This is a genomic window from Nostoc sp. 106C (assembly GCF_002154725.1).
In the GTDB taxonomy this organism is placed as follows: domain Bacteria; phylum Cyanobacteriota; class Cyanobacteriia; order Cyanobacteriales; family Nostocaceae; genus Aulosira.
Genome location: NZ_MTAW01000185.1, coordinates 10,436 through 34,503, shown reverse-complemented (window position 1 = coordinate 34,503; position 24,068 = coordinate 10,436). Strand labels below are relative to the sequence as shown.

The following is a 24,068-nucleotide window of genomic DNA, read 5'->3' as shown; positions in this document are numbered from 1 at the left end:
TAAACTTAGTAATTGATTTTAGTGCAACGCATTAGCTATTTTGTGACATCGTCCTATAAGTCATGCTATCGCATACAGTGTAGGCTTTTCACCAAGTCTAGCTCTTGCTTTGAATACTCAGTGAGCCATGAGAAGCCATTAACAGCGAATTGGTTAAACAATTTAAAGATGAACTTGTTAACGGATAAATTTTCCAGTTCTAGATAGATGACATGGAAATCGCTTAATAAAAAGCTATTTATGGTTGACTCTGATTGATACCCAGTAAATTGGCTTTTTTGAGAGTACTAAGTAATAGAAAATACTTCTCAATTATTGTGAGCGATCGCAATGCCTGAGTCACCCAGTCTATTGACTGAAAATCAGATGAAGGAGGAAAATTAACTTTTAGCCGCAGGCATTGCTTCGCACTCAACTGTTTTACCTGAATTATTTCAAGATGATTACTGAGTCACCAATTTTTGTGATTCCTGTTTCGTCTCTATTGCTTGAGTACCCAATTGAATCAGTTCAATCTTATATCCGTCCGGATCTTCCACAAATGCAATTACCGTAGAACCGTGTTTCATTGGTCCTGGTTCCCGCACTACCTTACCGCCACGATTTCTGATTTCTGCACAGGTGGCATAGATATCATCAACACCAATGGCAATATGACCATAGGCATTACCTAATTCGTACTTTTCTACCCCCCAGTTGTAAGTTAGCTCTAAGACTGTATGATCGCTTTCGTCACCATAGCCAACAAAAGCTAGAGTGAATTTTCCATCTGGATAATCTTTTCGACGCAATAATTTCATTCCCAGGACATCAGTGTAGAATTTCAAGGACTCTTCAAGATTGCCCACCCGTAGCATTGTATGAAGTAAGCGCATCATTAACTCCTAATAGGTTCTTTACCGATTTTAATTTGGGAGTGGTGATACAGACTTGCAACTGGGAAATGAAAGGACAAGGAAGCAGGGGAGCATAGGGGGAAGAAATGCTTGACCCTTGACTCTTGACAAATGCAAAATTGCAAATCAGTTGACGCAATGAGTTGAAATATTCTTGAATCTCAGCCTACAGCGTCCCTTAAAAGCCTATGCTAGCGATTGGGTTAAGCCACTGTACTGTATGCGAGCAACTCTAAGAACGCAGTTCTACAAAGGAAACAAAGGATAAATCACACATGAGTACAATTCAAGATTCTGCCATTGAGGCGATTGTTGCCCGTGAAATTCTCGACTCGCGGGGTAGACCTACAGTTGAAGCAGAAGTACATTTGCTCAACGGTGCTGTGGGACTGGCACAGGTTCCCAGTGGTGCCTCTACTGGCACTTTTGAGGCCCACGAACTGCGGGATAAAGATAAAGGCCGTTACGGAGGTAAGGGAGTACTCAAAGCGGTACAAAACGTCAAAGAGGTAATTGCTCCCAAGTTATTAAATTTAGATGCCCTTAACCAGGAATTGCTAGACCGCACGATGATTGCTTTGGATGGTTCTGCAAACAAATCTCATTTGGGGGCAAATGCGATTTTGGCGGTTTCTTTAGCAGCAGCCAAAGCCGGTGCAGAATCTTTAGGACTTCCCTTATATCGCTACTTGGGTGGGCCTTTAGCAAATTTGTTGCCAGTGCCGTTGATGAACGTGATTAACGGTGGTGCCCACGCAGCTAATAACGTAGATTTTCAAGAGTTTATGATTGTCCCAGTTGGGGCATCTTCCTTCCAAGAAGCATTGCGCTGGGGTGCAGAAGTATTTGCTACCCTGAGCGAGGTATTACATGAGAAGGGTTTACTAACTGGTGTGGGAGACGAAGGCGGCTTTGCCCCTAACTTGGAGTCCAATCAGGTAGCTTTAGAATTACTCGTTGCTGCCATTGAACAGGCTGGTTATCAGCCAGGGGAACAAGTGGCTTTAGCTTTGGATGTGGCAGCTAGTGAGTTTTACAAGGATGGACAGTATGTTTACGATGGTAAACCCCACGCCCCGACAGAATTTGTTAATTATTTAGCGCAGTTAGTTGACCAATATCCCATTGTTTCGATTGAAGATGGCTTGCACGAGGAAGATTGGGAAAATTGGCAATTGCTCACCCAAAAGCTTGGTTCGCGGGTGCAGTTGGTAGGCGATGACTTATTTGTGACTAACGTCGACCGCCTGCAAAAAGGAATTGCGCAAAAGGCTGGCAACGCCATTTTGATTAAACTCAATCAAATTGGTTCTTTGACTGAAACTTTGGAAACAATTGATTTAGCGACTCGCAGTAGTTTCCGCTCAGTCATTAGCCATCGTTCTGGTGAAACTGAAGACACAACGATCGCGGATTTAGCTGTAGCTACCCGTGCCGGTCAAATTAAAACTGGTTCTTTATGCCGTAGTGAACGGGTGGCAAAATACAATCGCTTGCTACGCATTGAGCATGAACTAGGCGATCGCGCCCTTTATGCTGGCGCAGTGGGTTTAGGACCGAAGTAAATACTGAGTAGTAAGTACTAAGTGCTGAGCGAAAAAATTACTTAGGACTCAGCACTCAGTCCTGATTATGGATAAAATCCCAATTTGGGCAACCCCAAGGTTTCATCCCAACCCATCATGAGATTTAAACACTGAATTGCTTGACCCGCTTGCCCTTTAATTAAGTTGTCGATTACTGACATGACAATTATTCGACCAGTACGCGGGTCAACTTCTATACCAATGTAGCAAAGATTACTGCCGCTAGCCCACTTTGTTTGGGGGTAAATGCCACTTTCACAGACTTTCACCCAAGGCGAGTTACGGTAAAAAGCATTGTAAATTGTCACCATATCATCTCGCACGAGACCGGGATCGCGCAGTGTGGCATATACAGTTGCTAAAATTCCCCGCACCATCGGAATCAGATGCGGTGTAAATTGGATGGTGACTTCGTGTCCGGCGAGATCGCTACAAACCTGCTCAATTTCTGGGGTATGACGATGACGGGCAACTCCGTATGCAGCGAGGGAGTTGTCTGCCTCAGCTAAGAGCATATTAATTTTAGCTTGTCGTCCCCCGCCAGATGTACCAGATTTAGCATCGATAATGGCAGTTTCAGGCACAATTAGACCCTGTTTCAAGAGTGGTGAAAGAGCTAAAAGACTGGCTGTGGGATAGCAGCCGGGACAGCCGACAAGCTGCGCTTCGGTAATGCGATCGCGGTAAAGTTCTGGTAATCCGTATACTGCTGTAGCCGCAGTTGTTTGATCGCTTCTCTCTGTGCCATACCAAGTGGTATAGGTTGCCAAATCATTAAATCGATAATCGGCACTGAGATCTAGTACCTTACATCCTTTTTCGATAAGTTTTGGAGTGATTTGGCAAGCCAGACCATTTGGTAGAGAAAGAAACACTGCTTCACAGCGCTGGGCGATAATTTCTGCATCTACCGCCTCTATTGGCAGGTTAACTGCATGAGCCAGATGGGGATAGAGATCCGCAAAGGATTTTCCCGCACTGCTCTCACCGCCTAAATAAACTAGTTCGACTTCTGGATGATCCATCAGTAGTCGTACTAACTGCACTCCGCCATAGCCTGACGCGCCAATAATCCCAACGGGTACGCGTCCATTTTTGCCCATGATGATCAAATCCTTATCTGTTTTTGTTTAATTAGTTCTTAGCTATCAAAATATCAGCGACCAGACGCGCAACGCACAATTAGCCACGGACTTGAGCCGAGGTATTGGTGGCTTTGCACTTAATAGCGATGAGATTCTATGCTCTCACCAAAAGTAAGTTTTTTAGCTTTTTCTTCCCAAGGACAGGAGTAGTAACTGTTCACAGACTTAAGTAAATAGGAAATCAAACATTGTGAAACTACCATATTCAGGCAATCCCAAACCTTTTAAAGCAGGAAGTTTGCAAGTATACTCTTGCTCTTGATGCTTTGCTGTCACACTTGAGTAATAAACCTCAATTTTAAAGCAGAAATTTTTGCCATGTTATCAAATCATTGCTAGTGTACTTCTCTGCCTTATAAAGGAGCTACAATCTAAAAGAAGAAATTGTTAAAAAAATTTACTTTTGGTAGCTGGAAATACTCTGTGTCAAAGCCTAAGACTAAACGGCAGTCGCAAGCCACTCCCCTAAACTCTAGCGACCAGAGCGCTGGGGTGGCTCCTCAAGTAGAGAAAGCCTTTCACCAGTCGCCTGAATCGAAAAACATTGCCGCAGCGTCGGCTCAGAACGGCGCTAGCTCATCTTTTAAGTTTGATTCCATTGACGCGGCTCTAGCAGATTTGAAAGCTGGTCGTGTGATCGTCGTGGTAGATGACGAAAATCGAGAAAATGAAGGAGACCTGATTTGTGCTGCCCAATTTGCCACACCCGACATGATAAATTTCATGGCAGTGGAAGCAAGAGGGCTAATCTGTCTGGCGATGACAGGCGATCGCCTAGATGAACTAGACTTACCATTAATGGTGAGCAATATTACAGACACTAACCAGACAGCTTTTACCGTCAGTATTGACGCTGGACCACATTTGGGTGTAAGTACTGGGATCTCAGCCGAAGACCGTGCTCGTACTATCCAGGTGACTCTCAATCCAGCGACAAAGCCTTTAGATTTACGTCGTCCTGGACATATTTTCCCGATTCGAGCTAAAGCTGGAGGCGTACTCAAACGCGCCGGACATACAGAAGCGGCTGTAGACTTATCTCGATTAGCAGGGTTATATCCGGCTGGGGTAATTTGCGAAATTCAAAACCCTGATGGTTCAATGGCGCGATTGCCCCAGTTAATCGAGTATGCTCAAAGTCACAATCTCAAAATTATTAGTATTGCTGATTTAATCAGTTATCGTCTCCAGCACGATCGCTTAGTTACTCGCGAAAGCATTGCCGATTTACCCACCCAGTTCGGTCACTTTAAAATCTACGCTTACCGCCATACCCTAGATAATTCTGAACACGTTGCGATTGTCAAGGGCGATCCCGCTAGCTTCAAAGATGAAGAAGTTATGGTGCGGATGCATTCAGAATGCTTAACTGGTGATGCTTTGGGTTCTTTACGCTGCGATTGTCGGATGCAGCTGCAAGCAGCACTGAAAATGATTGAGAGTGCTGGCCAAGGTGTCGTAGTCTACCTACGTCAAGAAGGACGGGGAATTGGGTTGATTAACAAGCTAAAAGCCTATTCCTTACAAGATATGGGTTTGGATACAGTGGAGGCGAATGAGCGTTTGGGATTCGCTGCTGACCTACGAGATTATGGTATGGGCGCACAAATGCTCATGGACTTGGGTGTGAAAAAGATTCGCCTGATTACGAATAATCCCCGCAAAATTGCCGGAGTCAAGGGCTATAGTTTGGAAGTAGTCGATCGCGTGCCGTTGTTGATTGAAGCCAATGACTACAATTCCTATTACTTAGCAACCAAGGCGAAAAAGCTAGGTCATATGCTTCTGCAAACGTATTTAGTAACAGTAGCTATTCACTGGCAAGATGATCCCCAATCGGTAACGCAACGCTATGAACGCTTAGAAAAAATACGGCATTTAGCGAAAACTCACGACTTATTGCTACAAGAAGAAGCGCGGCCATTAGCGATCGCTTTATTTGACAAGCCTTCCTTAACAGTACACTTGGGTTTTGACCAACCGAAAGTAGCTGCTTGTGATTGGTATCAGCAGACAGGTCATCCTTACCTACAAGCAATCTTTCAAATTCTCGACCAACTAGCAACTTTGCCTTACATCCAAAAGCTAGAATTTCTGATTTCTGCTGGTAGCGATCCCCTAAGTAATTTGCAAGTCCAACTAGATCGGCAGACTTTTGGGGTTGATACACTACCTTCGGCAATTTGCGATCGCCTAGAAACTCAGCAAATCTATAGTTTTAGCAAATAATCAAATAATTTTTCTTTTAAATCTCACATCAAGATGCCAAGTTATCTGAAAACCTTAGCGTCTTTATGTGAGATTTTTATCTGTGTGCCCTATTAATTGGTGTTAGCTGACGATAGCTATGAAGTAAATCGAAGAACTTGTTAAAATCAAAACTTATGGGATCAATTCTTTGACCTGAGCGGTCTACGGCTCGATGAGTAGTGATGCGATCCTCTGGAACTTGACTTTGAGCGATTAACCAAGCCAGAGAATGATATTGAGCCTCGGTGTAACCACTATGGCTTTGTACGTGGTTATCTCCCCAAGCCTCTGGTGGTGTTTCTAAAGAAACGTGATAAGCAAAGTTATTGACAGACGGTGGCAAATTAGGGTTAGTCTTCACAGTTTCAGAACCATTAGGCCCATCAAATACCGAGTTACCTGCACCAAAGGCACGCTTTTCTGGTGGGATAAGATAAACTACCGTCCCATCTCGCTTAATTAACGTGTGATAACTCGCTTGGATATTTTCATTATCATGAGGGGTTTGAAAAAAATTAATCGCACTAGACGCAGAATTACTAGTTTCATGTAGTACTACAATAGGCTGATTGCGTAGAGATACGCCATTAATATCTTTGGCATACCTATCACCGTAATTGCTTGGATCTACGGGTGTGATTTCATACTGAGGCTTGTATCTGGCAAAGGCCTCAGTAGTGCTGTACAGTGCTAGAGGCTGACTCTTTTTGACTTGCGATTTGGGAACACTCGGAGATTTGCTACTCAGATTTTTTGCTGATTGTAATTGCGCCTTCGGATACTCACTCCAGGCTATAACCTCTGGAATCGATGTTGCTGTATTTTTTGCAATTTTTGCTGATTTCCCGGCAAACAGCGCCAAAATTAGAGTGGCGAACAATAGAAAAATTAGCATGACTTTAGTCGCCCATTCTCTAAATCTCATTTTTTTATACTTACTAAAACAGCTAATAGTAATTTTAATATCTTGATATTACTGAAAAATAGGCTACTGGTATACTTGTCAAACCTCAGTAATTTTGTTAAGCTAGCCCTCTATCTCTACAATTATGCTGATGTCTGCTTTGTACATAAATTATCGTCAAGCAGCATCGCCAACCTATTTAATGTATTTAAAAATCTAAGATAAAGTATCTATGGATTTAGCTCCCCGACTTCTTAAAGAAGTCGGGGAGCTAAATGAAGAGCAAATTATTTAGATATTATTTGATTGGCAATACATAAGTTTTGACGTTGCCAAAACTATAAACCATCCCACTGAAATTCAGCTAACATTAATAAGCATAAAGCCATAAAAGCGCCAGTACTGAGAAACTGCCAGGGGGCGATATAAGGCAGAATAAAAATTAATAGGAGGTGAAGCATCCCTGTAAAAACTAGGGCACGCGATCGCACTCCTAACCCAGTACAAATATATCCAACTGTACTTAAACCTAGCCACAATGGGCATAGATTTAATAAGATATTAGCCCAGCCTAAGTAAATACTTAAATTCGTTAAAAGCACTCCCAATAACATTAGGATTACCCAGCAAAATAGCACCCATTTAACTTGTCTTACCTTTACCCAGTAACTAGTCCAACTGACCATTGCTATGGTGCCGATACCACTAAGTATTGACCATAAGGTAGCTTGTAAACTCCAACTAATTGGCAAAAATTGAGCGGTCATAAATATTGGTAAAAGTAGCAAACTCCAAAGGATGCAAGCTTGATCGACACGAGTATAAAAAGTTGAGTAAAGTGGAATTTTACCTATTTGCCAGTTTACATACCAAAGCCCTTCTAGTTCTTGAATTGCTTGAGTTGGCTGTTTGCGGCATAAAGGCGGTTGTGAATAATTAAAAAATGTCATTTTTATTTTTATAACAACAAAGAATTAATATTATTTCCTATGTAAAATCATTTAGCTCTTAATCTAATCTCTCTTTGGTGATAAATTTAGCTATGTTATATTCTCTATTCGGTTGTAGATCTGTAATTTGGTTTACAATTCTCAAGACAAATAAACCCGCCTGAAAAACATGTCTTCAGTGGAATAATTATTAAATTTTTATGACAATTTCATTTCTTTTTTTGTAGTTTTACAACCTAATACTATTTCACAAAAAATATGATGTAGGTTGGGTTGAGGAACGAAACCCAACATTCCAAAGTCTTTTAATTGTTGGGTTTCACTCAGTTCAAACGCCACTTCACTCAAGTCGGGAAACCCGCCCACGTGAGTGGCTCACCAACCTACGTGTCTCATTTTTTGCTGGAATTGGTATAACAAGTGTAGGTTTAGATTTTTTAACAAAAAAGTAATTATTGTATGCCAAATTTATTTGGAGATTGAGTAATATTTATTGATAATTCTTAACCACTTATAGACTATTACCCATTTAATGAAGTGGCAGTTGCTCAATTAAGAAAAATGCTAGGGCCGCACTACCTAAAGGAACAGTCAAATTATCAATACCTAAAAATGAAAAAGCTTCTAAAGCAGTAGCTACCACTGCCACTACTAAGGCTACTACCCAAGTTTGCCAAATATTCCCTTGGACACCGAGCAAAACTAAACTACTGACTAGATAACTAACAAGGGTCATTGTTAAAGAACCTTCCCAGCTTTTTTGTGACCCAAGAACTTTATACTTATGTTTGCCAAAGCGCTGACCAATTAAAGCTGCTAGTCCATCTCCCCAAGTCATCACCAAAATTCCCAATGCTGCGTACTGGGGTTGTTGCAAGTACCAGAAGCTGGCAACTAGAATACCGAAACTGACAGAGTAAAAAAATGTTCCGAAACTTTGACGACCGACACTATTAATACCAGGGAGAATCGGAAAGCGATATGACAATAAGGTGACCGCGCTGGCTAAAATTGAAGCTGTAATGCCTATACTTGCAGGAATATTTAACCACCAAGCAAGCATTATCACATTGCCAGTGCCAATATGAACTATCTTGCGGACAATTTCTGGGTCTTTATGGGCGAAGCGATTAACTCCCCAGGCGATCGCTAAAATGAATAACACCCAAACCGCAACGATCGCAATTTGTAGCCATAAAGGAGAAATCGAGTCTAAAGCAGGAAATTTACTCACCAAAAATACTAATAGAAAGAAAATTTAGGACCTTATTACTACTTTATTAGATTTAGTTACTGCTATGAAACTATTATTGATTTGGCTGATTCGGGGCTACCGAATGTTTATCTCGCCACTATTTCCGCCAACTTGCCGCTTTCAGCCGACTTGTTCGATGTATACCATGCAAGCAATTGAAAGATTTGGCCCTTGGCGCGGTACGTGGATGGGAATTCGGCGCATTTTGCGCTGTCATCCATTTCATCCTGGTGGTTACGATCCAGTACCAGAGGTAATTGAAAAAACAAAAGATTGCTGCTAATTGTAAATAGCATTTGTTCGCTCAACTTTGGAAACCAAAGCAGTGCTGCTTCACAAATTTAAAATCCAAAATAGGAATGAGACCTTATCATCAGATATCAATCTTCGAGTGTGGTGAACCGTTAGTAGAGATTCCTTTAAAACTATTTGCTGTAGAATCTCCCCATCCTTATGAAAAACTGGGTGCGCCTTATGGAGCACATTCTCCTTATTATCTGCGGCAAAGTGTGGTTGAAAATTTAATCCAAGCTCAAAATTACCTGCAATTGCTGCATCCTAATTGGTACATCCAAATTTTTGATGCTTATCGCCCGGTGGCTGTGCAGCAGTTTATGGTAGATTACAGCTTTACCCAAGCCCTAAACCAGAGAGGACTGATTGCGGCGGAGTTATCGCCAACTCAGCGCCAAGAAATTTGGGAATTGATTTATCAAATTTGGGCTGCACCTAGCTTAGATGAAAAAACTCCCCCGCCTCATAGTACAGGTGCAGCAGTGGATGTAACGCTGGTAAACGATCGAGGACAAATCGTGGATATGGGTTCGCTAATTGATGAATTATCCGAGCGATCGCTTCCTGATTACTATGCCAACAGTGAGTATCCAGAAGCACAACAGTATCATACTCACCGCCAGTTATTGCGGGATGTAATGGTAAAAGTCGGATTTCAACGCAACCCCAGAGAGTGGTGGCATTTTTCTTTTGGGGATCAAATGTGGGCTTGGTTGAATAATCAATCGAGTTCAGATAATTGCTTCACTGCTCGCTATGGGCGTCTTAAGATATAAGCCTGATATTAATTCAGCTTCATAGTCAAATACCTTCGGTGCTTCCCTATAATTTTCATCAATCTGGAAATTACCCTCAGCCATTGGCTATGTTGGGATGGCATAAGGGAATAATTTATTATGAGCATTAAGTGGGCTGAAGATCATATCCACTGAGGAGGTTGTTTGAAAAAGCGTTCATTTGGGTTAATAGCGATTGTTTGTTACAAAGCTTTTACTGCCTCATTATTGATGGTTACTGCTATAGCTTTATTATTTGCCTTAAAAAATTATCAATATCTTGAGGATTTTTCGGACGATTATGTTTTAGAAGGTAAAGCAAGAATTATTAATTGGCTTGTCGAAAAGATGCTTAATTTTAATCCTAAAACATTAGCATTCAGTGGTATTGGAGCAGGAATCTATTCTATTGTGACTGCAATTGAAGCTATTGGTTTATGGTACGAAAAGCGCTGGGCACATATTCTAGTATTAGTACTAGTAGGTATTAGTATTCCTCCAGAAATTTATGAGTTAATTCGGGGTTTATCTCCTATTAAATTAATTGTATTTTTGGCTAATGTAGGAGTATTCTGGTATTTGTTACGTAATTTTCCTAAGCATAAACACTAATTCTTTTAGTGTTTAAGACAAGATAAATTTGCATCATTTATTGTCACAATTATTTTTGCAAAAGTGCGATCGCACAATGCATAACTTTAATTTCATTAACAATACGCTCTAATTCTGTGAATAGGGTAGTTTGTTCGCGAACGGCTTTTAACGTGGGAGTTACAGTGTTGGGATGTATGGCAATTTCTGATATCCGCGCAGTATGTAGCTGTTCAATTTCGTTGTGGATTGCTTCAAGATAATTATCCAGTTCTGGTAATGGTTGCGGTGGCTGTTGGTTTTGCAATGCATCTGCTAAGTTTTCTAAAACTGGGATAATGGCATTAGCAAGTTGCTTGAGTTCAGTAAATTGGTACTCACCGCTAAATTCCCGCAGATGTTCGGCTAAAGTGGTCACAGAACTGAAAAAGGCACGAATGTAAATCATCAGCGTCATTACAGGTTCGACTTCTCCCTGAACGTGACGGGGTTCGCCAAATAACCGTTGAGCAGCAGCCTCAGCGTTGGCGTTTTCTAGTGCGGCTTGATGTCGTAGTCTATTAATAGAATCAGCAGCATCTTGTCGAGAATTAAGATAATTAGCGATGACCTGCTGAAAGTAGACGAGATTTGCTCGCATTGTTTTTTCTAGTTGTGTGGGGAGTTGCTGTCGCTCCCAACGAGGGAAAAGTAGATAGCTACCAAGCAGTGCTAACAGTCCCCCAGCTAGGCTATCAACGATCCGCAATACTCCAATCTTCCAGCCACCTGTACTAATAACGTTAAGTAACAGAATAATGACGGGAGTCAGCAGAATGGTGAATATGCTGTAGCTTAACGGTCGCACTGACATAGCAGCAAATATGAGCAGCAAAATACAAACTGCGATCGCCATTGGATTCTTAATGAGCACGACTAGAGCAATACCGATAATTCCACCCAAGAAAGTACCGAGAACGCGTTGTACTGTTGTCTGCGAGGTTCCGCCAAAATTGGGCTTAAGTGCAACTACAGCAGTTAGCGTTACCCAATAGCCTCTAGGTAGTTGCAATACTGAGGCGACTAGTTCTGCAATGGTTGTAATTAAGGCTAAACGTAACGCATGACGAAACAGCACTGAATCAAAAGTCAGGTTATCCCGCAACGTGTCGATGAATGAAAAACCCTCTGGCTGCGCTGGGGGAGAAATTTCTCGCCAAATCTGACTGCGCCGTTTTCCCGTACTTAAATCTGAAACAATTTCAGCATCGGTATGAATTTGTTGTGTCAGCTTTGTCAGACTGGTGACAATCTTCCTCAAGTTAACTAAATCAGAATATTCATCAGTGTGGATATCGCTTGTTTGATTAAAAACTTGACTACGCAATATTTCCCATTGATGTTCTAATGCTTCAATCGTTCGATCTAAATTTCCCAGGTGAACTGAGCTTTTACTTTTGGTAATTCCTTCTGATAAACTTTGCAGCGCAATTGCCAACTCTGCCATTACTTGCCAAATTTCTCTCTGCAACCCAGAAAATAACGGGCGTTGCGATGCGATCGCCAAAAGTTCAACCTCTGCCACAACAGAATTAATTATTTGGTTGGCATCCTCAATTAAAATTAGTAACTGATTTCCCCGCAAATTCATGGCTCTTTGTCCAGTCCAGACAGATGCCCAAGTGGTACGAGCAGAAGTTAAATCCTGTGTTACGGTATCCTGAGCTTGCAAAAATTTCTGTGCCCAATCTTGAAGATCCTCTGGATTTAATACTCTCTGGCTTGCCAATTCCACAAATTTACTCAATGACAGATAACAGTTAGCAACTGCTTGCATGACAGGGATGTAAGGACGTATCACCCACAACCCTAATGACAGAGCCATTGCCCATATTCCTCCAGCCAGACATAGCAAGCATTGCAGCAGCACCGTAGATAAATCGGGAAATGAAGCGAATCTAGCCAGCGAGACAACAAACATAATCGAAATAACCAAGCTGACAGAAGCAGCTACACTGCTATACAGCCCTGCTAAACCTGCGATAAATATCACAATGAATGTTGTGGGAAGCGCTAACCAAAGGGTGCTGCTAACTAAATTTGCTAACAGTAACGCTACAGTTACCCCTATAGTTGCTGCCATCATCGCAGTGGCTTTCTGACGGTAGGCTCCGCCCACATCCACCATACTCACGAACATCGCCGCCATCACCGCGATCGCACTTGCAGCACCATTACCTGTAAGAATTCCGACTGCAACCGGACCACCCAGTGCCAAGAGAGTCCGCAATCCGTTGGCAAATGCTGGCTTACCTGGCTTGAGTTGAAACTGCTGTAACAGCCAACTAAGAGAACCTTGATCTGTAGATGGCATTATTTAGGCTGGGGATTATTTAAAAAAAGTATAGAGCGATCGCTTCTTCAAGAATTGTAGCTAGATGTAACTGTGCAGCGAATAGTTATTGTCAATCGCTCGACCTCAAAGCCTGATTATTCCAGTTCTGAACTCGAAGCTTGCACTTCGGAACACGAATTGTCGAGTTAAAAAGGCGATCGTTTGACTTCCGAACTCGAAGCTTGCACCTCGGAACACCAATTGTCGAGTTAAAAAGGCGATCGTTTGACTTCAAAGCCTCACCATTGGACTTCGAAACACGAATTGTCGAGTTAAAAAGGCGATCGCTTGACTTCCGAACACCATCGTTCAAGTTCGGAACTTGGAAGTTGCTGCTTGGAACCTGAATTGTCGAACAAAAAGAGCGATCGCTGAAGCTCGGAACTCGAAACTTGCACTTCGGAACCCAGTTGTCGAGTAAAAAGTGCGATCGTTCAAGTTCTGAATTCTTTGGAACTTTTAATCTTTATAAACCTCCCCACGAACACCCACTCTGATTACAGTAATCAACAAAACATCATCATAAATTTCATAAACAACTCGATAATTACCTACTCTAATTCGGTAAGTATTCTCTTCACCTTTTAACTTTTTAACTCCACTAGGACGCGGTTCTGTGGCTAATGCATCTATTTTAGGTTGTATACGGTCTTGTAAATCTTGAGAGAGGTTTCTAAACATCTTTCTTGCACTAGGAGAGAATTCTACTTTGTAAGTCACAATTACGCTACGTCCTGTTTTCTCTCTTCGGCAATTTCTTTTTTGATTTCTTCCCAAGAGATAGTACCGTTAAGGCGTATCTCTTCTCTAGATTCCTTAACAGCTTTCAAATCTTCCTCATCCTCTTCATCTTCGATTCTTTGAAGTAGTGCATAAATTTCATCTAGGGTACTGTCATAAGCTTGATGTAAGAGTACGTTGATAGATTGGATTAATTCTTCGCGTTCTTGGTCGGTTTTCATTTTCAATACCTCTTAAGGTTTAATCATTTTTAATTTTAAATTCTCATAATTGGGTAATATATTTGAGTTCAAAAAACTCAGCTAAAGCTTCTAAAGTCGCAACATCAAATCTAGAAACCTGATGACGATGTAGTGTCTTGCAGCTTTCTAAGGTTCATCTCGTCTGGCAAAATAACTACACAGGAGCGTGTCTTTTTAATTTCAGTGCCAATAGTAGGATCGAGATTCACCAGGAACATATCAAAACGCTTGACTACCATTCCCATTCAACCCGATCCCAGTTTGTTGTATTAACGTCATCTAGGAGAACATCATTCTGTCGTTTTGCCATTGCTGCAAAAGCTTCGTCCCAGCCAACCCGTAATTTTGTTGCTGGACGAATAATTAAGCGATCGCCATGCACCTCAATTTCAACCTCTGTATGAATACCACTTTGCTCTAGCAGACGTTTGGGTATACGAATACCTTGAGAATTGCCGATTTTAACTATTCTGATTCTAATAGCTGCGCCCATGTTCAAGTCACTTGGGAAATGATAATGATATTGATTAAATGGTAGACACAGGTTGATAAATTCTCAAGTTTAGCTAAACAGCTATCTAATGCTTGAGTTGTGTAGTAACTATTAACTTTTACAATCACACTAGAGGTTTGGTTTCAAACGCTCTACCGTAGTTTTAGGCTGTGTCAACAACTGAACTACTTATACTTCTATACCAGTGAGAACCTTATAAGTAGTACGTGCTTTTTCTAATACATCATCATATGTAAGGACTTGTAAGTTGCCTCGAAACAAATTATTTCTTTGATTCAGTCTATTTCTACCTTTATCACTTAAATCACTAGATCTTCCAATAACTACAAAACCTAGTGGTTTTGTAATCCCTGGTAGACTTTCCCTAGCATAAGGATGGTTACGTTCTATCCAGGCCAACCAATCTAAAACTTGTTGTTCTGCATGAATAAGATAATGAGAAGGATCTCCATTCTTATTAAAAAGTGGGAGACTGCTCGCTTCAATTTCCATCACATCAACCAATCCTGAAGAACGTTGAAGGGCATAGTCCATTTCATATTCTGCTCCTAACTTGTACTTCGGTATTACATTTCGGTATTCCAATCCTAATAGAATAGGATTTTGTGTAAGATATGATTGTAATTCATATTCATTACGCTCTTTCTTGTTAAGCAAAAATTCTAATTGTTTAATAGCTCTTTCTAAAGAAGTAATAAATTTTTTGACTTCACTTAGTTTACTAATTTCTTTTTGAATCGATGAGCGTATGATTATCAATTCTGCTGCGTATATTGGTTCAGTTAAGCTAATTTTTTCAAGAAAATCAGACTCTTCTATTATATAAGATCGAGATTTCGTTAGTATATATCTTTGCCTGCTACCCTCTCCATCAGGCATTGTAAATCCTTGAGTCATCATATCTTTGTAATACTCGGCAAGTTTTTCAGCAAGCTCATCTGTATTTGGATAAACTGGGACTTCATGTATGTGGGCTAAAGCTAAAGTATTACAGATACTATCATCTATCTCTTCAGAAGAATCACCTTCAATTATTAGGTCTAGCAAATGACTTATTTGAAGTTCTCCACGTCGGACATTAAAAGAATATCCAATTATGTGAAATATTGGTTGTCCATCATTCAGATCATAAATAAGCTCTCTCGTTGCTCGCATACATCCATCTTGAGTGTTCCATCGGGCTTGCTGTTGTTCATGCTCGTCATAAAAATGCTTTTGAATTTGATTTATGTAGTCAGAAACAGCTTTATCTTTTTCTGTAAGCTGCCTACCAACAGTAGTAAATGGAATATCAATAAATTCCATGTTTTTCCATCTATCAATCCTAGCCATTTGACTATAACCTCAAAACTGTAGCGTCAAACCCTTATGCAGACTAGAACCTCATGTGTAAATAATTCTGTGCAATTACTTATGTAAAGATCGTAAACACTTCCTACCATGACACATAGAAATTTTGGCGTTGCTGATTGATGAGATGATTTTTGCCTCACGCAAAGGCGCAAAGAATCTACTTTAATCTGTGCCCAGAATTCTCAATTCATCCCGCAAATATGCAACACCGAAATTTTTAATATAGTACAAGACTTAGTAAGACACAAGGAAATAAAAACAACAATGACAATACGTTTCTGTCCTGAACTGTGATACGTCAGGTTTTTCTCGCCCTCTGAATTTTTGAGGACATACTACATAAAAATTTGCTTACCTCAGTGACTCAGCAAAAATTTCTGGTGAAAAAACTGATCTGGTTGGAGAAGAAACCAGGATAATGAAGCATAATTAACCTTTATAGCTTTTAGTTACCAGCCACAGGCAAAACGCTGAAATGCTGAATACTCAAAGCTTTCGATTCAACTTAACTACTTGGCTATGAATCCAGAACAAGTCAAAAGTTCTCTTAATATTTCGCCAGCGATACGTGTAGGAGTACTGGGTTTCGGCGGACTCGGACAAGCAGCCGCCAAGGTACTTGCTGGCAAACGGGAAATGATTTTAGTAGCAGTGGCAGATCAAAAGGGCTTCGCTTATGCTGCTGAAGGTTTAAATGTTAAAGAATGCATTGCAACCTACCAATCTCAAGGTTCGGTGGGTTATTTAGAACCGGTTGGTACTTTAACTAATCACAGTATTCAAGATTTAATTGATACTCAACAACCCGTAGACGGGTATTTTCTGGCTTTACCCAATTTACCCAACGACTTTATTCCCTCTGTCGCCAAGCAGTTTATCGCTGCTGGTTGGCAAGGGGTGCTGGTAGATGCAATTAAGCGCACCAGTGCAGTAGAACAACTCCTGGCGATGAAAGAGGAACTGCAAGCAGCCGGAATTACCTACATGACAGGATGTGGCGCGACACCTGGATTATTAACAGCCGCAGCCGCTTTAGCAGCCCAAAGCTATGCTGAAATTCACAAAGTTGAAATTACCTTTGGGGTAGGAATTGCTAACTGGGAAGCTTACCGCGCCACAGTTAGAGAAGATATTGGCCATATGCCTGGTTATTCAGTGGAAGCTGCGAAGGCGATGAGTGACGCGGAAGTAGAAGCACTACTAGATAAAACTAACGGCGTGCTTACTTTAGAAAATATGGAACACGCCGATGATGTGATGCTAGAGTTTGCCGGAATTTGCGATCGCGATCGCGTTACTGTTGGTGGTGTTGTGGATACGCGCAATCCTAAAAAGCCACTGAGTACAAACGTTAAGGTTACAGGACGTACCTTTGAAGGTAAAATTTCTACTCATACCTTTACTTTGGGAGATGAAACCAGTATGGCAGCCAATGTCTGCGGTCCTGCGTTTGGTTATCTCAAAGCCGGTAAGCAATTGCACCAACGCAGTATCTATGGAATTTTTACTGCTGCCGAAATTATGCCTCAATTTGTGAAGTAATGGGCTAGGGAATAGAGGTTAGAGACTATAGCGCTTCTCGCTTGATGGCAATACTGTTGGAACCTCACTCCACATTTGCGTTAGCAAATGTTCTCCTGTACACACAGATCGGAAAAATCCCCAACCTGTGCGTGAAAACCCCTGAGGCTGTAAGCGTTGGGCTAATTATACAAAGCCTGCCAACCCAGGTTACAACAGTTTTTTTTGCATTTAGCCCACGCAGGTGGGCTTTGTTTGTATAGCCCTAGGCTTCTAGCCTCAGGGCGATGGGAATTAAAGGGGTAGAGTAAAAGCATAGTGTACACAACTGAGAAACGCTATATTCTTTGACTTCTGTGGGTAAGAACTTTGCTTTCAACTCTTACACTTTTTGTTCTGTCACTAAGGTGAGACTTGTCCATTCACCTTTATCACTGTAGCTGCGAACCATTCTTTGGCGAAGATTTGGCTGAATTAACCAACCCACTTCTAGGATAAAACTTTGACGTAAATTAACTTTTAGTGGAGAAGTGGCAGAAGCACCATTAGGTAGAAGCAATACTTGCATCTGCTTGTGCGGATCTTGATCGAAGTGGATGATGGACCCTTTAATAGTTGCACTGGAGGTAATTGTGTGTTTGCCATAAGAAAGACTTTGAACAAATCGCCCAGCATCATCAAGTTCTAATTTCAAGGTTGTTGAGACAATATTAGGCGATCGCAAATCTGTATATATTGTTATTGCTTCACCTCGCCATTCTCCCAACAAGTCTTTTACTTGTAAAGTTGGGCTTTCTGCGGCTTCAGTACCAGCTAAATGTTCTCGAATTAGGGTGAGTTGATCTAGTTGACCGTTTTTATCAAACAGTTGTACCAGACGCAAACGGTAATTTTCATGAATCAAACCCAGTTCCGCCCCAAATTCAGTAAATGGTGCTAGTTGAATTGAACCTTGAGAAAATGCGCCATTTTCAAAAAACAAAGTACTCTTAGACAAAGAACTGTATTCCAGAACTAAATCTTCTTGTCCCTGACGGCGAACAATCTGACGAATTGTCTGGTTATTATTCAACCCTTGTAAAGAGACGACACTTTTGATATCTTGCAGTAGTTCACCTTGGGGCGAGAAACGGGTGAATGAACCTTGCCATTCACCAAGATTTTGCAGCAACCGTTCCCATTGAGATGTCATAGCAATTTTGTCCTTTGTCCTTTGTCCTTTGGCATTTGTCATTGGTCATTTGTCATCTGTCATCTGTCATTTGAATAACCATTGACCGCCTATTGCCTCTTGACCCTTGACTGTTGACTAATGACTAACTTCTAGCAAAACGCCGGACAGCAAATAAACTCCCCATTAATCCTACAGCTGCACCAAAGCTTAAGAGAATTAAGGGTAATAATAAGATTTGTACGGGAGTGAGTTGTAAACCTTTAGTAATAAATTGAACAAACTCAGGCTGGTTGGCTAGCAGGTTTCCGAGAAACTGTTGAATTAGAGAAATCAAACTCCAAGCGATCGCACCCCCAATTATGCCAAAAGTTATACCTTGCAAAATAAAGGGTAAGTAAATCCAAGCAGTAGTTGCACCTACTAGCTGCATGATTTCTATTTCTTGTCGTCGCGCCATCACAATCAAGCGAATTGTAATACTAGTGACAGCGATCGCAGTTAAGGTGAGGAGGATGGTAATTGTCAAAGTAATCCAGTTTAGACCTTGGTGTAACTGGGCGATGCGTTTAACTGCTTCATCGACATACTGCACCGTACTCACTCCCGGTAACTTAGCCAACTGCGTCGCTAAATTCGGCACAACTTCTGAGTTCCGGGCTTTTACCTTGATTTCATCAACTAGAGGATTTTCTCCTAGCTGCTGGTTAGCACCTTCAATATCAGAAATTCTTAGTTCTTTAACTAACTTACTCCAAGCTTGCTCTTTGGTAATTGTTTGCGTTGCTGCCACCTCTGGCATATTTGTTACCAGTGCTTCAATGGTTGTGGCTGGTGTACCAGAATCAAGATAAACTGAGACTTCCATTTGACTACCAAACTGGTAAAGAAGCTTTTCCACTTGCCAGGAAGTTTGCAAACTCATACCAAATAAAAATAGCAATACCGTTACAGTACTAACAGCCGCCCAATTCATCCAACCTCCACGCAGCAAGCCAAGGAAAGTTTCTTTGAGTAGGTAGTCAAGTTTATTTAAAAATTTCAACACACATTATGACTCCGATATACGAGTTTCGCGCCTAAATGCAATATCTGGTGAGAGTTTAGCATTGCTAAACTCCTACTAATTGGCGCGATATCAGATCACATTTATACTCGACGGTGGAGAGTTTGGGTATTTTGTGTTTTTTACCGCAGAGTCCGCAGGATTCCACCCCCAACGAGATTGATAGAATTAAAGTAGTAGGAATTTTCACAATCTAGCCATAAGGAATCATGCCCTCCGAAATTGCTGTCGAGAAAAAAAAGTTAAAAAATCCTCCTTTGGAACTGCACTATTTAGGCGATCGCGTTTTACGTCAACCAGCAAAGCGCATTACTAAAGTAGATGATGAACTGCGCCAACTAGTACGCGAAATGCTGCAAACTATGTACAGCAAAGATGGCATTGGTTTAGCTGCGCCCCAAGTAGGAGTTCATAAACAACTAATAGTCATTGACCTTGAACCAGATAATCCAGTCAATCCACCCCTGGTATTGATCAACCCGACAATTAAACAGGTGAGCAAGGAAATCTGCGTTGCACAAGAAGGATGTTTAAGCATTCCCAACGTTTACATGGATGTAAAGCGCCCGGAAGTGGTGGAAATTGCCTATAAAGATGAATATGGTCGTCCTAAGACATTAAAAGCTAATGACTTACTCGGACGCTGCATTCAGCACGAAATGGATCACCTCAATGGCGTGGTATTTGTAGACCGCGTGGATAATTCCTTGACTTTGGCCCAGGAACTATCTAAAAATGGCTTCTCGTATCAAGCGGTGAAACCTGTAGCATAGGGTGGTCTAGTAGTGTATTTAACTCCAAAAAGCGGTTTATTTCTAGGCGGTTCTTGTGTAACCGCGATCGCGGCTGTCGGTTCAATTTTTGAACTCAGTTACGGACAACCAGATTTAGGCGTCCCACTCACGACAATTATCCTAGTATTGAGCATTCCACTCACAGGATTATTTTTCTTTGCCGCAGTGAGGGACGCAAGGGATAACATTAAATAAGCATCAGGTACATAAAAAGGTAAAAGAAAGAAGGACAAATTACAAAATTCATCCTTTTGCCTTTTACCTTTTACTTTTTCTTAAGCTTTGAGTAACCGTACCTGTGCTGCTATCAATCCTGTCAGTTTAATAATACTCATTGGTATTCGACGCCTGGAATAATAGCTTTGTAGTTCACTTCCATTCTCCCTGTAAAGTGAAAGCAGCCCAGTAAAATGGTGCAGCAAATTCTTGATGTTGCCACATTTCTAGCTGTGCAGCACGCAATGCAGCAGCAGGTGGTAAAGTTTCTTTTAACATTTTTTGGTAGAACCTCTTCATCAATTCTGATGTACCTCGATCGGATACACTCCACAAACTAACTAAAACTCGCGGACTACCTGCATACATAAAGCCTCTTGTTAAGCCAACTAATCCTTCTCCTTTGACTTCCTCGCCTAATCCGGTTTCACAAGCACTTAACACAACCAATTCTGCCGACAAGTTGAGGTTAAAGACATCGTGAAGTCGCAAAAAGCCATTTTGTGGCTGTCCCTTGTTATTAAATAGCGATAGCACTACTCCAGATAATTCTGGATGAGTACTATTGAGTATGCCATGAGTAGCAAAATGTACAATTTTAAATTTACTTAATTCGGAACTAATCACAAATTGCCGACTAGCAGTAAAGTCAAAAGCTTGTGTTCGTAAATCGTCAGGAACTAAGGTCAAAATTTGTTGGGCTTCTTCGCGGGTAAAAGGTAAACGGTCAAAAGAAACACTACTATCTCTAGCAGCTCTTGCCAAAGTAATACTATCTGCATCACCTCGATTCATTGCTGAGGGAGAAACTTGAGAGACAATACCCTTAAGCCGCTCATCGTTACTAGCAAAAATCGGATCGGCAATGACAGCTAAGGTTTTAGGTGCAGCTTGTCTTCCTTGAAGTTCTTTTCGCAATACAGCCAAGGTAGTAGCTGAGGGTAAATTGACTATCTCGTGTTTTACCAATAAAGGTACTAATTTTGATTCCTCTCCTTTGCCAGTATCTAGAGTGAGCAAGGCGGCAAATGGTACATACTGCAAAGCCCCATCACTAATAATAATTAAACGTTTATTCCCCAATTGCCCAGCTACTGGTTGTAGTAGCATCTCGCTTAATTCTGTGAAGACTGCGGCTTTGCTTGATCCACTATTAGCTTCAGTACCTCTTCTACGCGAGCTTAATTTATAGATAGGGTTTTGTAATAGTTGATAGAACTTTTTAGCTGTGGCTTCGATAGTAGTGCTTTTAGGTAGTTCATAACTGCTCATGCTATTCTTAGTCACTGCCCAAAGATAGCTACGTTGTTCTCCCAAAGAGTATTGCAACAGCATAGTATTGTCATCAAGGAGCTGCTGCTGTTCTACCAATGTTAAGGGTTTTGGTTGAGTCAGTGAGGCATAGCGGGGACTACTGGCGCGAATTCTTGCTTGGATTTCTTGATACTGTGCTAGTAAAGCTTGATTTTCTGTTTCTAAAGCTTGCACTTGTGCTTCGCTGTATTTGCCGTTGAATTGAATGCGGCGTTTTTCTAGGGCATCTAATTTTTGCTTAATTGTACGTTCTGCCTCAAGCAACTTTGGATCTACGCCTTGACGAATATCTGCATGAGCCTCTGTTAGCAGTTCTAATAGACTACGCGCCCGAGAACGTTCGCTAGCTTGCAAAGCTAAGGCGTCATAGCCTTGAGATGGTTGTTTTTTGTGCAACTGCATCAACAAATCAATGTAGAACTTGTAAACAATTTGCTGGGAAGCAAAGTAGGAAGTTCGCAATTCTGGGCTAGCAACTTTAGTACGTAAATCTTCAATAATTGCGATCGCAGTTTCAATTTGGGTTACAGCTTGTTTAAGATTACCTCGGTTATTTTCCAGGTAAGCCATGTTGCTGAGGATGGTAACTTCTAAATCTTTATCGCCCACTGCTCTTGTTAAAGGCAGCGCTTGGTTGTAATAAGAGAGTGCTTTGGGCTTGTCTCCCAAATCATCGTAGTTTGCGCCAATACTAGTAAGGGTAGAGGCTTCCCCACCTTTATCGCCTACTGCTTGTCTTAAAGTAAGTGCTTGGTTGTGGAATGCCAGCGCCTTCTGCTTGTCTCCCAAATAGGAATAGACTGCACCGATATTGCTAAGAGTAGTAGCTTCTCCAGCTTTATTACCTACCTGCTTTTTTAAAGGCAGTGCCTGATTAAATAACTCTAGAGCCTTTTGCTTATCTCCTAAATCGTAGTAGACTTTACCGATATTGCTGAGAATAGTACCTTCCCCAGCTTTGTCTTTTACTGCTCGCATGATGACTAGTACTTGGTTATAGTACTCTAGTGCTTTTTGCCTAGCTCCCAACTCATCGTAGACTTTGCCGATATTGTTGAAAGTAATAGCTTCTCCACTTTTGTCGCCTAATGCTTGTCTTAAAGTGAGTGCTTGATTATACAAATCCAGCGCCTTCTGTTTCTCTCCCAAATCCGAGTAGACTACGCCAATGTTACTGAGTGTGGAACCTTCTCCACGTTTATTACCTACTAGACGAAAAAGAGGCAGTGCTTGGTTATACAAATCCAGCGCTTTCTGCTTCTCGCCAAAATCATCGTAAACTGTGGCTATATTAGTCAGAGTGACAGCTTCCCCACCTTTATCGCCTACTGCTCGTCTTAAAGTGAGTGCTTGGTTATAAAAATCCAGCGCCTTCTGTTTCTCTCCCAAATCCGAATAGACTACGCCAATGTTGCTGAGGATGTTGCCTTCGCCAGCTTTGTCACCCATCATCCTTCTTAAAGACAGAGTTTGATTGTAAAACTCTAGTGCTTTTTGGTTATCCCCTAAATCGTTGTAGATAGAGCCGATATGGTTAAGTGTGGTAGCTTCCCCAGCTTTTTCACCCAATACCCGATGAAGAGATAGAGATTGGTTAAAGTATGAAAGTGCCTTCTGCTTATCTCCTAAATCGTCATAGATTTTACCAATATTACTGAGTGTGATGGCTTCCCGTCCTCGATCTTTTGCCATCCTTGTGAGGGGTAGCGCCTGGTTGTACAGTTCTAGTGCCTTTTGCGGATCTCCCAAATCTGAGTAAGCTACGCCCATGTCAATGAGAGTTGTGGCTTCCCCTATCTTGTGACCTGCTTGTTGCCAAAGCTTCAGCGCTTCTTGCCATTTCTTAATTGCTTGTCGCAGTGATTCTGCTGTCCCTTGTCGATAAAGTTTCGACCCCTCTGCTAAAACTCGTTTAGCAGCAGCAAGATTATCTGGTGTACTGATTTGTTTTAACTGGGCTATTTTCACTAAGTTTTGCCCAGGTGCAGCTAGAGTTGGTACTGATACCAAAATACTGGTAACTACAGCGAGGCTAGGATAGCTGAATAATCTTTGAAAAGGCTGTTGCCTCTGCTTACATACCTGAGTTTTTGTCATAACAGCCCCTTTAGTCTG

25 protein-coding genes are annotated in these 24,068 nt (G+C 41.4%); 8 read left to right on the top strand and 17 right to left on the bottom strand.

The window, feature by feature from the left end; all coding sequences use genetic code 11:
- Positions 1-238: 238 nt before the first annotated feature.
- Together BV375_RS37260 and gloA are read right to left on the bottom strand one after the other, a co-directional pair.
- Positions 239-415, bottom strand: a complete 177-nt coding sequence (locus BV375_RS37260) for a hypothetical protein (protein ID WP_166507550.1) — start codon at positions 413-415, stop codon at positions 239-241.
- 28 nt (positions 416-443) lie between these two features.
- Positions 444-875, bottom strand: coding sequence for a lactoylglutathione lyase (gloA, locus tag BV375_RS28405; protein WP_086766818.1), 432 nt, complete (start codon positions 873-875; stop codon positions 444-446).
- Positions 876-1,171: 296 nt separating this feature from the next.
- Between gloA and eno the strand changes: the two genes are divergently transcribed.
- On the top strand, positions 1,172-2,461 hold the full coding sequence (gene eno, locus BV375_RS28400; RefSeq protein WP_086766727.1) for a phosphopyruvate hydratase: 1,290 nt from the start codon (positions 1,172-1,174) through the stop codon (positions 2,459-2,461).
- 65 nt (positions 2,462-2,526) lie between these two features.
- Here eno and argC read toward each other — a convergent pair whose 3' ends face one another.
- Positions 2,527-3,585, bottom strand: a complete 1,059-nt coding sequence (argC, locus tag BV375_RS28395; RefSeq protein ID WP_086766725.1) for an N-acetyl-gamma-glutamyl-phosphate reductase — start codon at positions 3,583-3,585, stop codon at positions 2,527-2,529.
- 465 nt (positions 3,586-4,050) lie between these two features.
- Here argC and ribBA point away from each other — a divergent pair, with 465 nt between their 5' ends.
- Positions 4,051-5,856 carry a bifunctional 3,4-dihydroxy-2-butanone-4-phosphate synthase/GTP cyclohydrolase II gene (gene ribBA / locus BV375_RS28390; RefSeq protein WP_243714082.1) on the top strand — a complete coding sequence of 602 codons (1,806 nt, stop codon included), beginning with the start codon at positions 4,051-4,053 and terminating at the stop codon, positions 5,854-5,856.
- Positions 5,857-5,932: 76 nt separating this feature from the next.
- On the opposite strand, the gene BV375_RS28385 is transcribed toward ribBA, so the two are convergent.
- From BV375_RS28385 to BV375_RS28375, 4 genes are all read right to left on the bottom strand, one after another.
- The gene (locus BV375_RS28385) at positions 5,933-6,802 is read right to left on the bottom strand and encodes a peptidoglycan recognition family protein (protein ID WP_086766723.1); all 870 of its coding nucleotides are present in this window, start codon (positions 6,800-6,802) and stop codon (positions 5,933-5,935) included.
- A 317-nt stretch (positions 6,803-7,119) separates the two neighbouring features.
- The gene (locus tag BV375_RS28380) at positions 7,120-7,731 is read right to left on the bottom strand and encodes a hypothetical protein (RefSeq protein WP_086766721.1); all 612 of its coding nucleotides are present in this window, start codon (positions 7,729-7,731) and stop codon (positions 7,120-7,122) included.
- Between the two features lie 198 nt (positions 7,732-7,929).
- Positions 7,930-8,097, bottom strand: a complete 168-nt coding sequence (locus tag BV375_RS37255; RefSeq protein WP_166507549.1) for a hypothetical protein — start codon at positions 8,095-8,097, stop codon at positions 7,930-7,932.
- A 163-nt stretch (positions 8,098-8,260) separates the two neighbouring features.
- Positions 8,261-8,968 carry a diacylglycerol/polyprenol kinase family protein gene (locus tag BV375_RS28375; RefSeq protein ID WP_086766719.1) on the bottom strand — a complete coding sequence of 236 codons (708 nt, stop codon included), beginning with the start codon at positions 8,966-8,968 and terminating at the stop codon, positions 8,261-8,263.
- Between the two features lie 61 nt (positions 8,969-9,029).
- Here BV375_RS28375 and yidD point away from each other — a divergent pair, with 61 nt between their 5' ends.
- From yidD to BV375_RS28360, 3 genes are all read left to right on the top strand, one after another.
- Entirely contained in the window at positions 9,030-9,269 is a 240-nt protein-coding gene (yidD, locus tag BV375_RS28370; RefSeq protein ID WP_086766718.1) for a membrane protein insertion efficiency factor YidD, read from the top strand.
- Between the two features lie 76 nt (positions 9,270-9,345).
- Positions 9,346-10,056 carry a M15 family metallopeptidase gene (locus tag BV375_RS28365; RefSeq protein WP_086766716.1) on the top strand — a complete coding sequence of 237 codons (711 nt, stop codon included), beginning with the start codon at positions 9,346-9,348 and terminating at the stop codon, positions 10,054-10,056.
- A 165-nt stretch (positions 10,057-10,221) separates the two neighbouring features.
- Positions 10,222-10,668: a DUF2127 domain-containing protein gene (locus BV375_RS28360; RefSeq protein WP_086766714.1), complete on the top strand. Its 447-nt coding sequence runs from the start codon at positions 10,222-10,224 to the stop codon at positions 10,666-10,668.
- Positions 10,669-10,717: 49 nt separating this feature from the next.
- On the opposite strand, the gene BV375_RS28355 is transcribed toward BV375_RS28360, so the two are convergent.
- The 7 genes from BV375_RS28355 to BV375_RS28330 all read right to left on the bottom strand — a co-directional run bounded on the left by BV375_RS28355 (position 10,718) and on the right by BV375_RS28330 (position 15,850).
- Complete coding sequence (locus tag BV375_RS28355; protein ID WP_086766712.1) at positions 10,718-13,000, bottom strand: FUSC family protein; 2,283 nt, start codon at positions 12,998-13,000, stop codon at positions 10,718-10,720.
- A 293-nt stretch (positions 13,001-13,293) separates the two neighbouring features.
- Positions 13,294-13,419 (bottom strand): hypothetical protein, encoded by a 126-nt coding sequence (locus BV375_RS38890; protein WP_279432976.1) that lies wholly within the window; start codon positions 13,417-13,419, stop codon positions 13,294-13,296.
- Between the two features lie 61 nt (positions 13,420-13,480).
- On the bottom strand, positions 13,481-13,741 hold the full coding sequence (locus BV375_RS28350) for a type II toxin-antitoxin system RelE/ParE family toxin (RefSeq protein WP_086766710.1): 261 nt from the start codon (positions 13,739-13,741) through the stop codon (positions 13,481-13,483).
- Positions 13,742-13,743: 2 nt separating this feature from the next.
- Positions 13,744-13,983 carry a hypothetical protein gene (locus BV375_RS28345; RefSeq protein WP_086766708.1) on the bottom strand — a complete coding sequence of 80 codons (240 nt, stop codon included), beginning with the start codon at positions 13,981-13,983 and terminating at the stop codon, positions 13,744-13,746.
- A 110-nt stretch (positions 13,984-14,093) separates the two neighbouring features.
- Positions 14,094-14,243, bottom strand: coding sequence for a type II toxin-antitoxin system PemK/MazF family toxin (locus tag BV375_RS28340; protein ID WP_243714081.1), 150 nt, complete (start codon positions 14,241-14,243; stop codon positions 14,094-14,096).
- Entirely contained in the window at positions 14,237-14,497 is a 261-nt protein-coding gene (locus BV375_RS28335; RefSeq protein ID WP_086766704.1) for an AbrB/MazE/SpoVT family DNA-binding domain-containing protein, read from the bottom strand. The genes BV375_RS28340 and BV375_RS28335 overlap by 7 nt, the downstream gene beginning before the upstream one ends.
- Positions 14,498-14,686: 189 nt before the next feature.
- A complete protein-coding gene (locus tag BV375_RS28330; protein WP_086766703.1) occupies positions 14,687-15,850 on the bottom strand; it encodes a Shedu anti-phage system protein SduA domain-containing protein in 1,164 nt (387 codons plus the stop codon).
- Positions 15,851-16,390: 540 nt separating this feature from the next.
- On the opposite strand from BV375_RS28330, the gene BV375_RS28325 reads away from it, so the two are divergent.
- Positions 16,391-17,413, top strand: a complete 1,023-nt coding sequence (locus BV375_RS28325) for a saccharopine dehydrogenase-like oxidoreductase (RefSeq protein ID WP_086766701.1) — start codon at positions 16,391-16,393, stop codon at positions 17,411-17,413.
- Between the two features lie 361 nt (positions 17,414-17,774).
- On the opposite strand, the gene BV375_RS28320 is transcribed toward BV375_RS28325, so the two are convergent.
- Together BV375_RS28320 and BV375_RS28315 are read right to left on the bottom strand one after the other, a co-directional pair.
- Entirely contained in the window at positions 17,775-18,584 is an 810-nt protein-coding gene (locus BV375_RS28320) for a DUF3598 family protein (RefSeq protein ID WP_086766814.1), read from the bottom strand.
- A 124-nt stretch (positions 18,585-18,708) separates the two neighbouring features.
- Positions 18,709-19,611 (bottom strand): ABC transporter permease, encoded by a 903-nt coding sequence (locus BV375_RS28315; protein ID WP_086766699.1) that lies wholly within the window; start codon positions 19,609-19,611, stop codon positions 18,709-18,711.
- Between the two features lie 227 nt (positions 19,612-19,838).
- Between BV375_RS28315 and def the strand changes: the two genes are divergently transcribed.
- Both def and BV375_RS28305 read left to right on the top strand, forming a co-directional pair.
- On the top strand, positions 19,839-20,402 hold the full coding sequence (gene def, locus BV375_RS28310) for a peptide deformylase (protein WP_086766697.1): 564 nt from the start codon (positions 19,839-19,841) through the stop codon (positions 20,400-20,402).
- A gap of 12 nt (positions 20,403-20,414) precedes the next feature.
- Positions 20,415-20,618 (top strand): hypothetical protein, encoded by a 204-nt coding sequence (locus BV375_RS28305; RefSeq protein WP_086766695.1) that lies wholly within the window; start codon positions 20,415-20,417, stop codon positions 20,616-20,618.
- Between the two features lie 174 nt (positions 20,619-20,792).
- Here the strand turns inward: BV375_RS28305 and BV375_RS28300 are convergent, their stop codons facing one another.
- Positions 20,793-24,050: a tetratricopeptide repeat protein gene (locus tag BV375_RS28300; RefSeq protein ID WP_086766692.1), complete on the bottom strand. Its 3,258-nt coding sequence runs from the start codon at positions 24,048-24,050 to the stop codon at positions 20,793-20,795.
- Positions 24,051-24,068: the final 18 nt, after the last annotated feature.

Excerpts from the sequence above, each read along its gene's own strand:
- gloA (WP_086766818.1), bottom strand. The coding sequence starts at position 875 with ATGCGCTTACTTCATACAATGCTACGGGTGGGCAATCTTGAAGAGTCC.
- eno (WP_086766727.1), top strand. The coding sequence starts at position 1,172 with ATGAGTACAATTCAAGATTCTGCCATTGAGGCGATTGTTGCCCGTGAA.
- argC (WP_086766725.1), bottom strand. The coding sequence starts at position 3,585 with ATGGGCAAAAATGGACGCGTACCCGTTGGGATTATTGGCGCGTCAGGC.
- BV375_RS28385 (WP_086766723.1), bottom strand. The coding sequence starts at position 6,802 with ATGAGATTTAGAGAATGGGCGACTAAAGTCATGCTAATTTTTCTATTG.
- BV375_RS28380 (WP_086766721.1), bottom strand. The coding sequence starts at position 7,731 with ATGACATTTTTTAATTATTCACAACCGCCTTTATGCCGCAAACAGCCA.
- yidD (WP_086766718.1), top strand. The coding sequence starts at position 9,030 with ATGAAACTATTATTGATTTGGCTGATTCGGGGCTACCGAATGTTTATC.
- BV375_RS28365 (WP_086766716.1), top strand. The coding sequence starts at position 9,346 with ATGAGACCTTATCATCAGATATCAATCTTCGAGTGTGGTGAACCGTTA.
- BV375_RS28355 (WP_086766712.1), bottom strand. The coding sequence starts at position 13,000 with ATGCCATCTACAGATCAAGGTTCTCTTAGTTGGCTGTTACAGCAGTTT.
- BV375_RS28345 (WP_086766708.1), bottom strand. The coding sequence starts at position 13,983 with ATGAAAACCGACCAAGAACGCGAAGAATTAATCCAATCTATCAACGTA.
- BV375_RS28340 (WP_243714081.1), bottom strand. The coding sequence starts at position 14,243 with ATGGTAGTCAAGCGTTTTGATATGTTCCTGGTGAATCTCGATCCTACT.
- BV375_RS28335 (WP_086766704.1), bottom strand. The coding sequence starts at position 14,497 with ATGGGCGCAGCTATTAGAATCAGAATAGTTAAAATCGGCAATTCTCAA.
- BV375_RS28330 (WP_086766703.1), bottom strand. The coding sequence starts at position 15,850 with ATGGCTAGGATTGATAGATGGAAAAACATGGAATTTATTGATATTCCA.
- BV375_RS28325 (WP_086766701.1), top strand. The coding sequence starts at position 16,391 with ATGAATCCAGAACAAGTCAAAAGTTCTCTTAATATTTCGCCAGCGATA.
- BV375_RS28320 (WP_086766814.1), bottom strand. The coding sequence starts at position 18,584 with ATGACATCTCAATGGGAACGGTTGCTGCAAAATCTTGGTGAATGGCAA.
- def (WP_086766697.1), top strand. The coding sequence starts at position 19,839 with ATGCCCTCCGAAATTGCTGTCGAGAAAAAAAAGTTAAAAAATCCTCCT.
- BV375_RS28300 (WP_086766692.1), bottom strand. The coding sequence starts at position 24,050 with ATGACAAAAACTCAGGTATGTAAGCAGAGGCAACAGCCTTTTCAAAGA.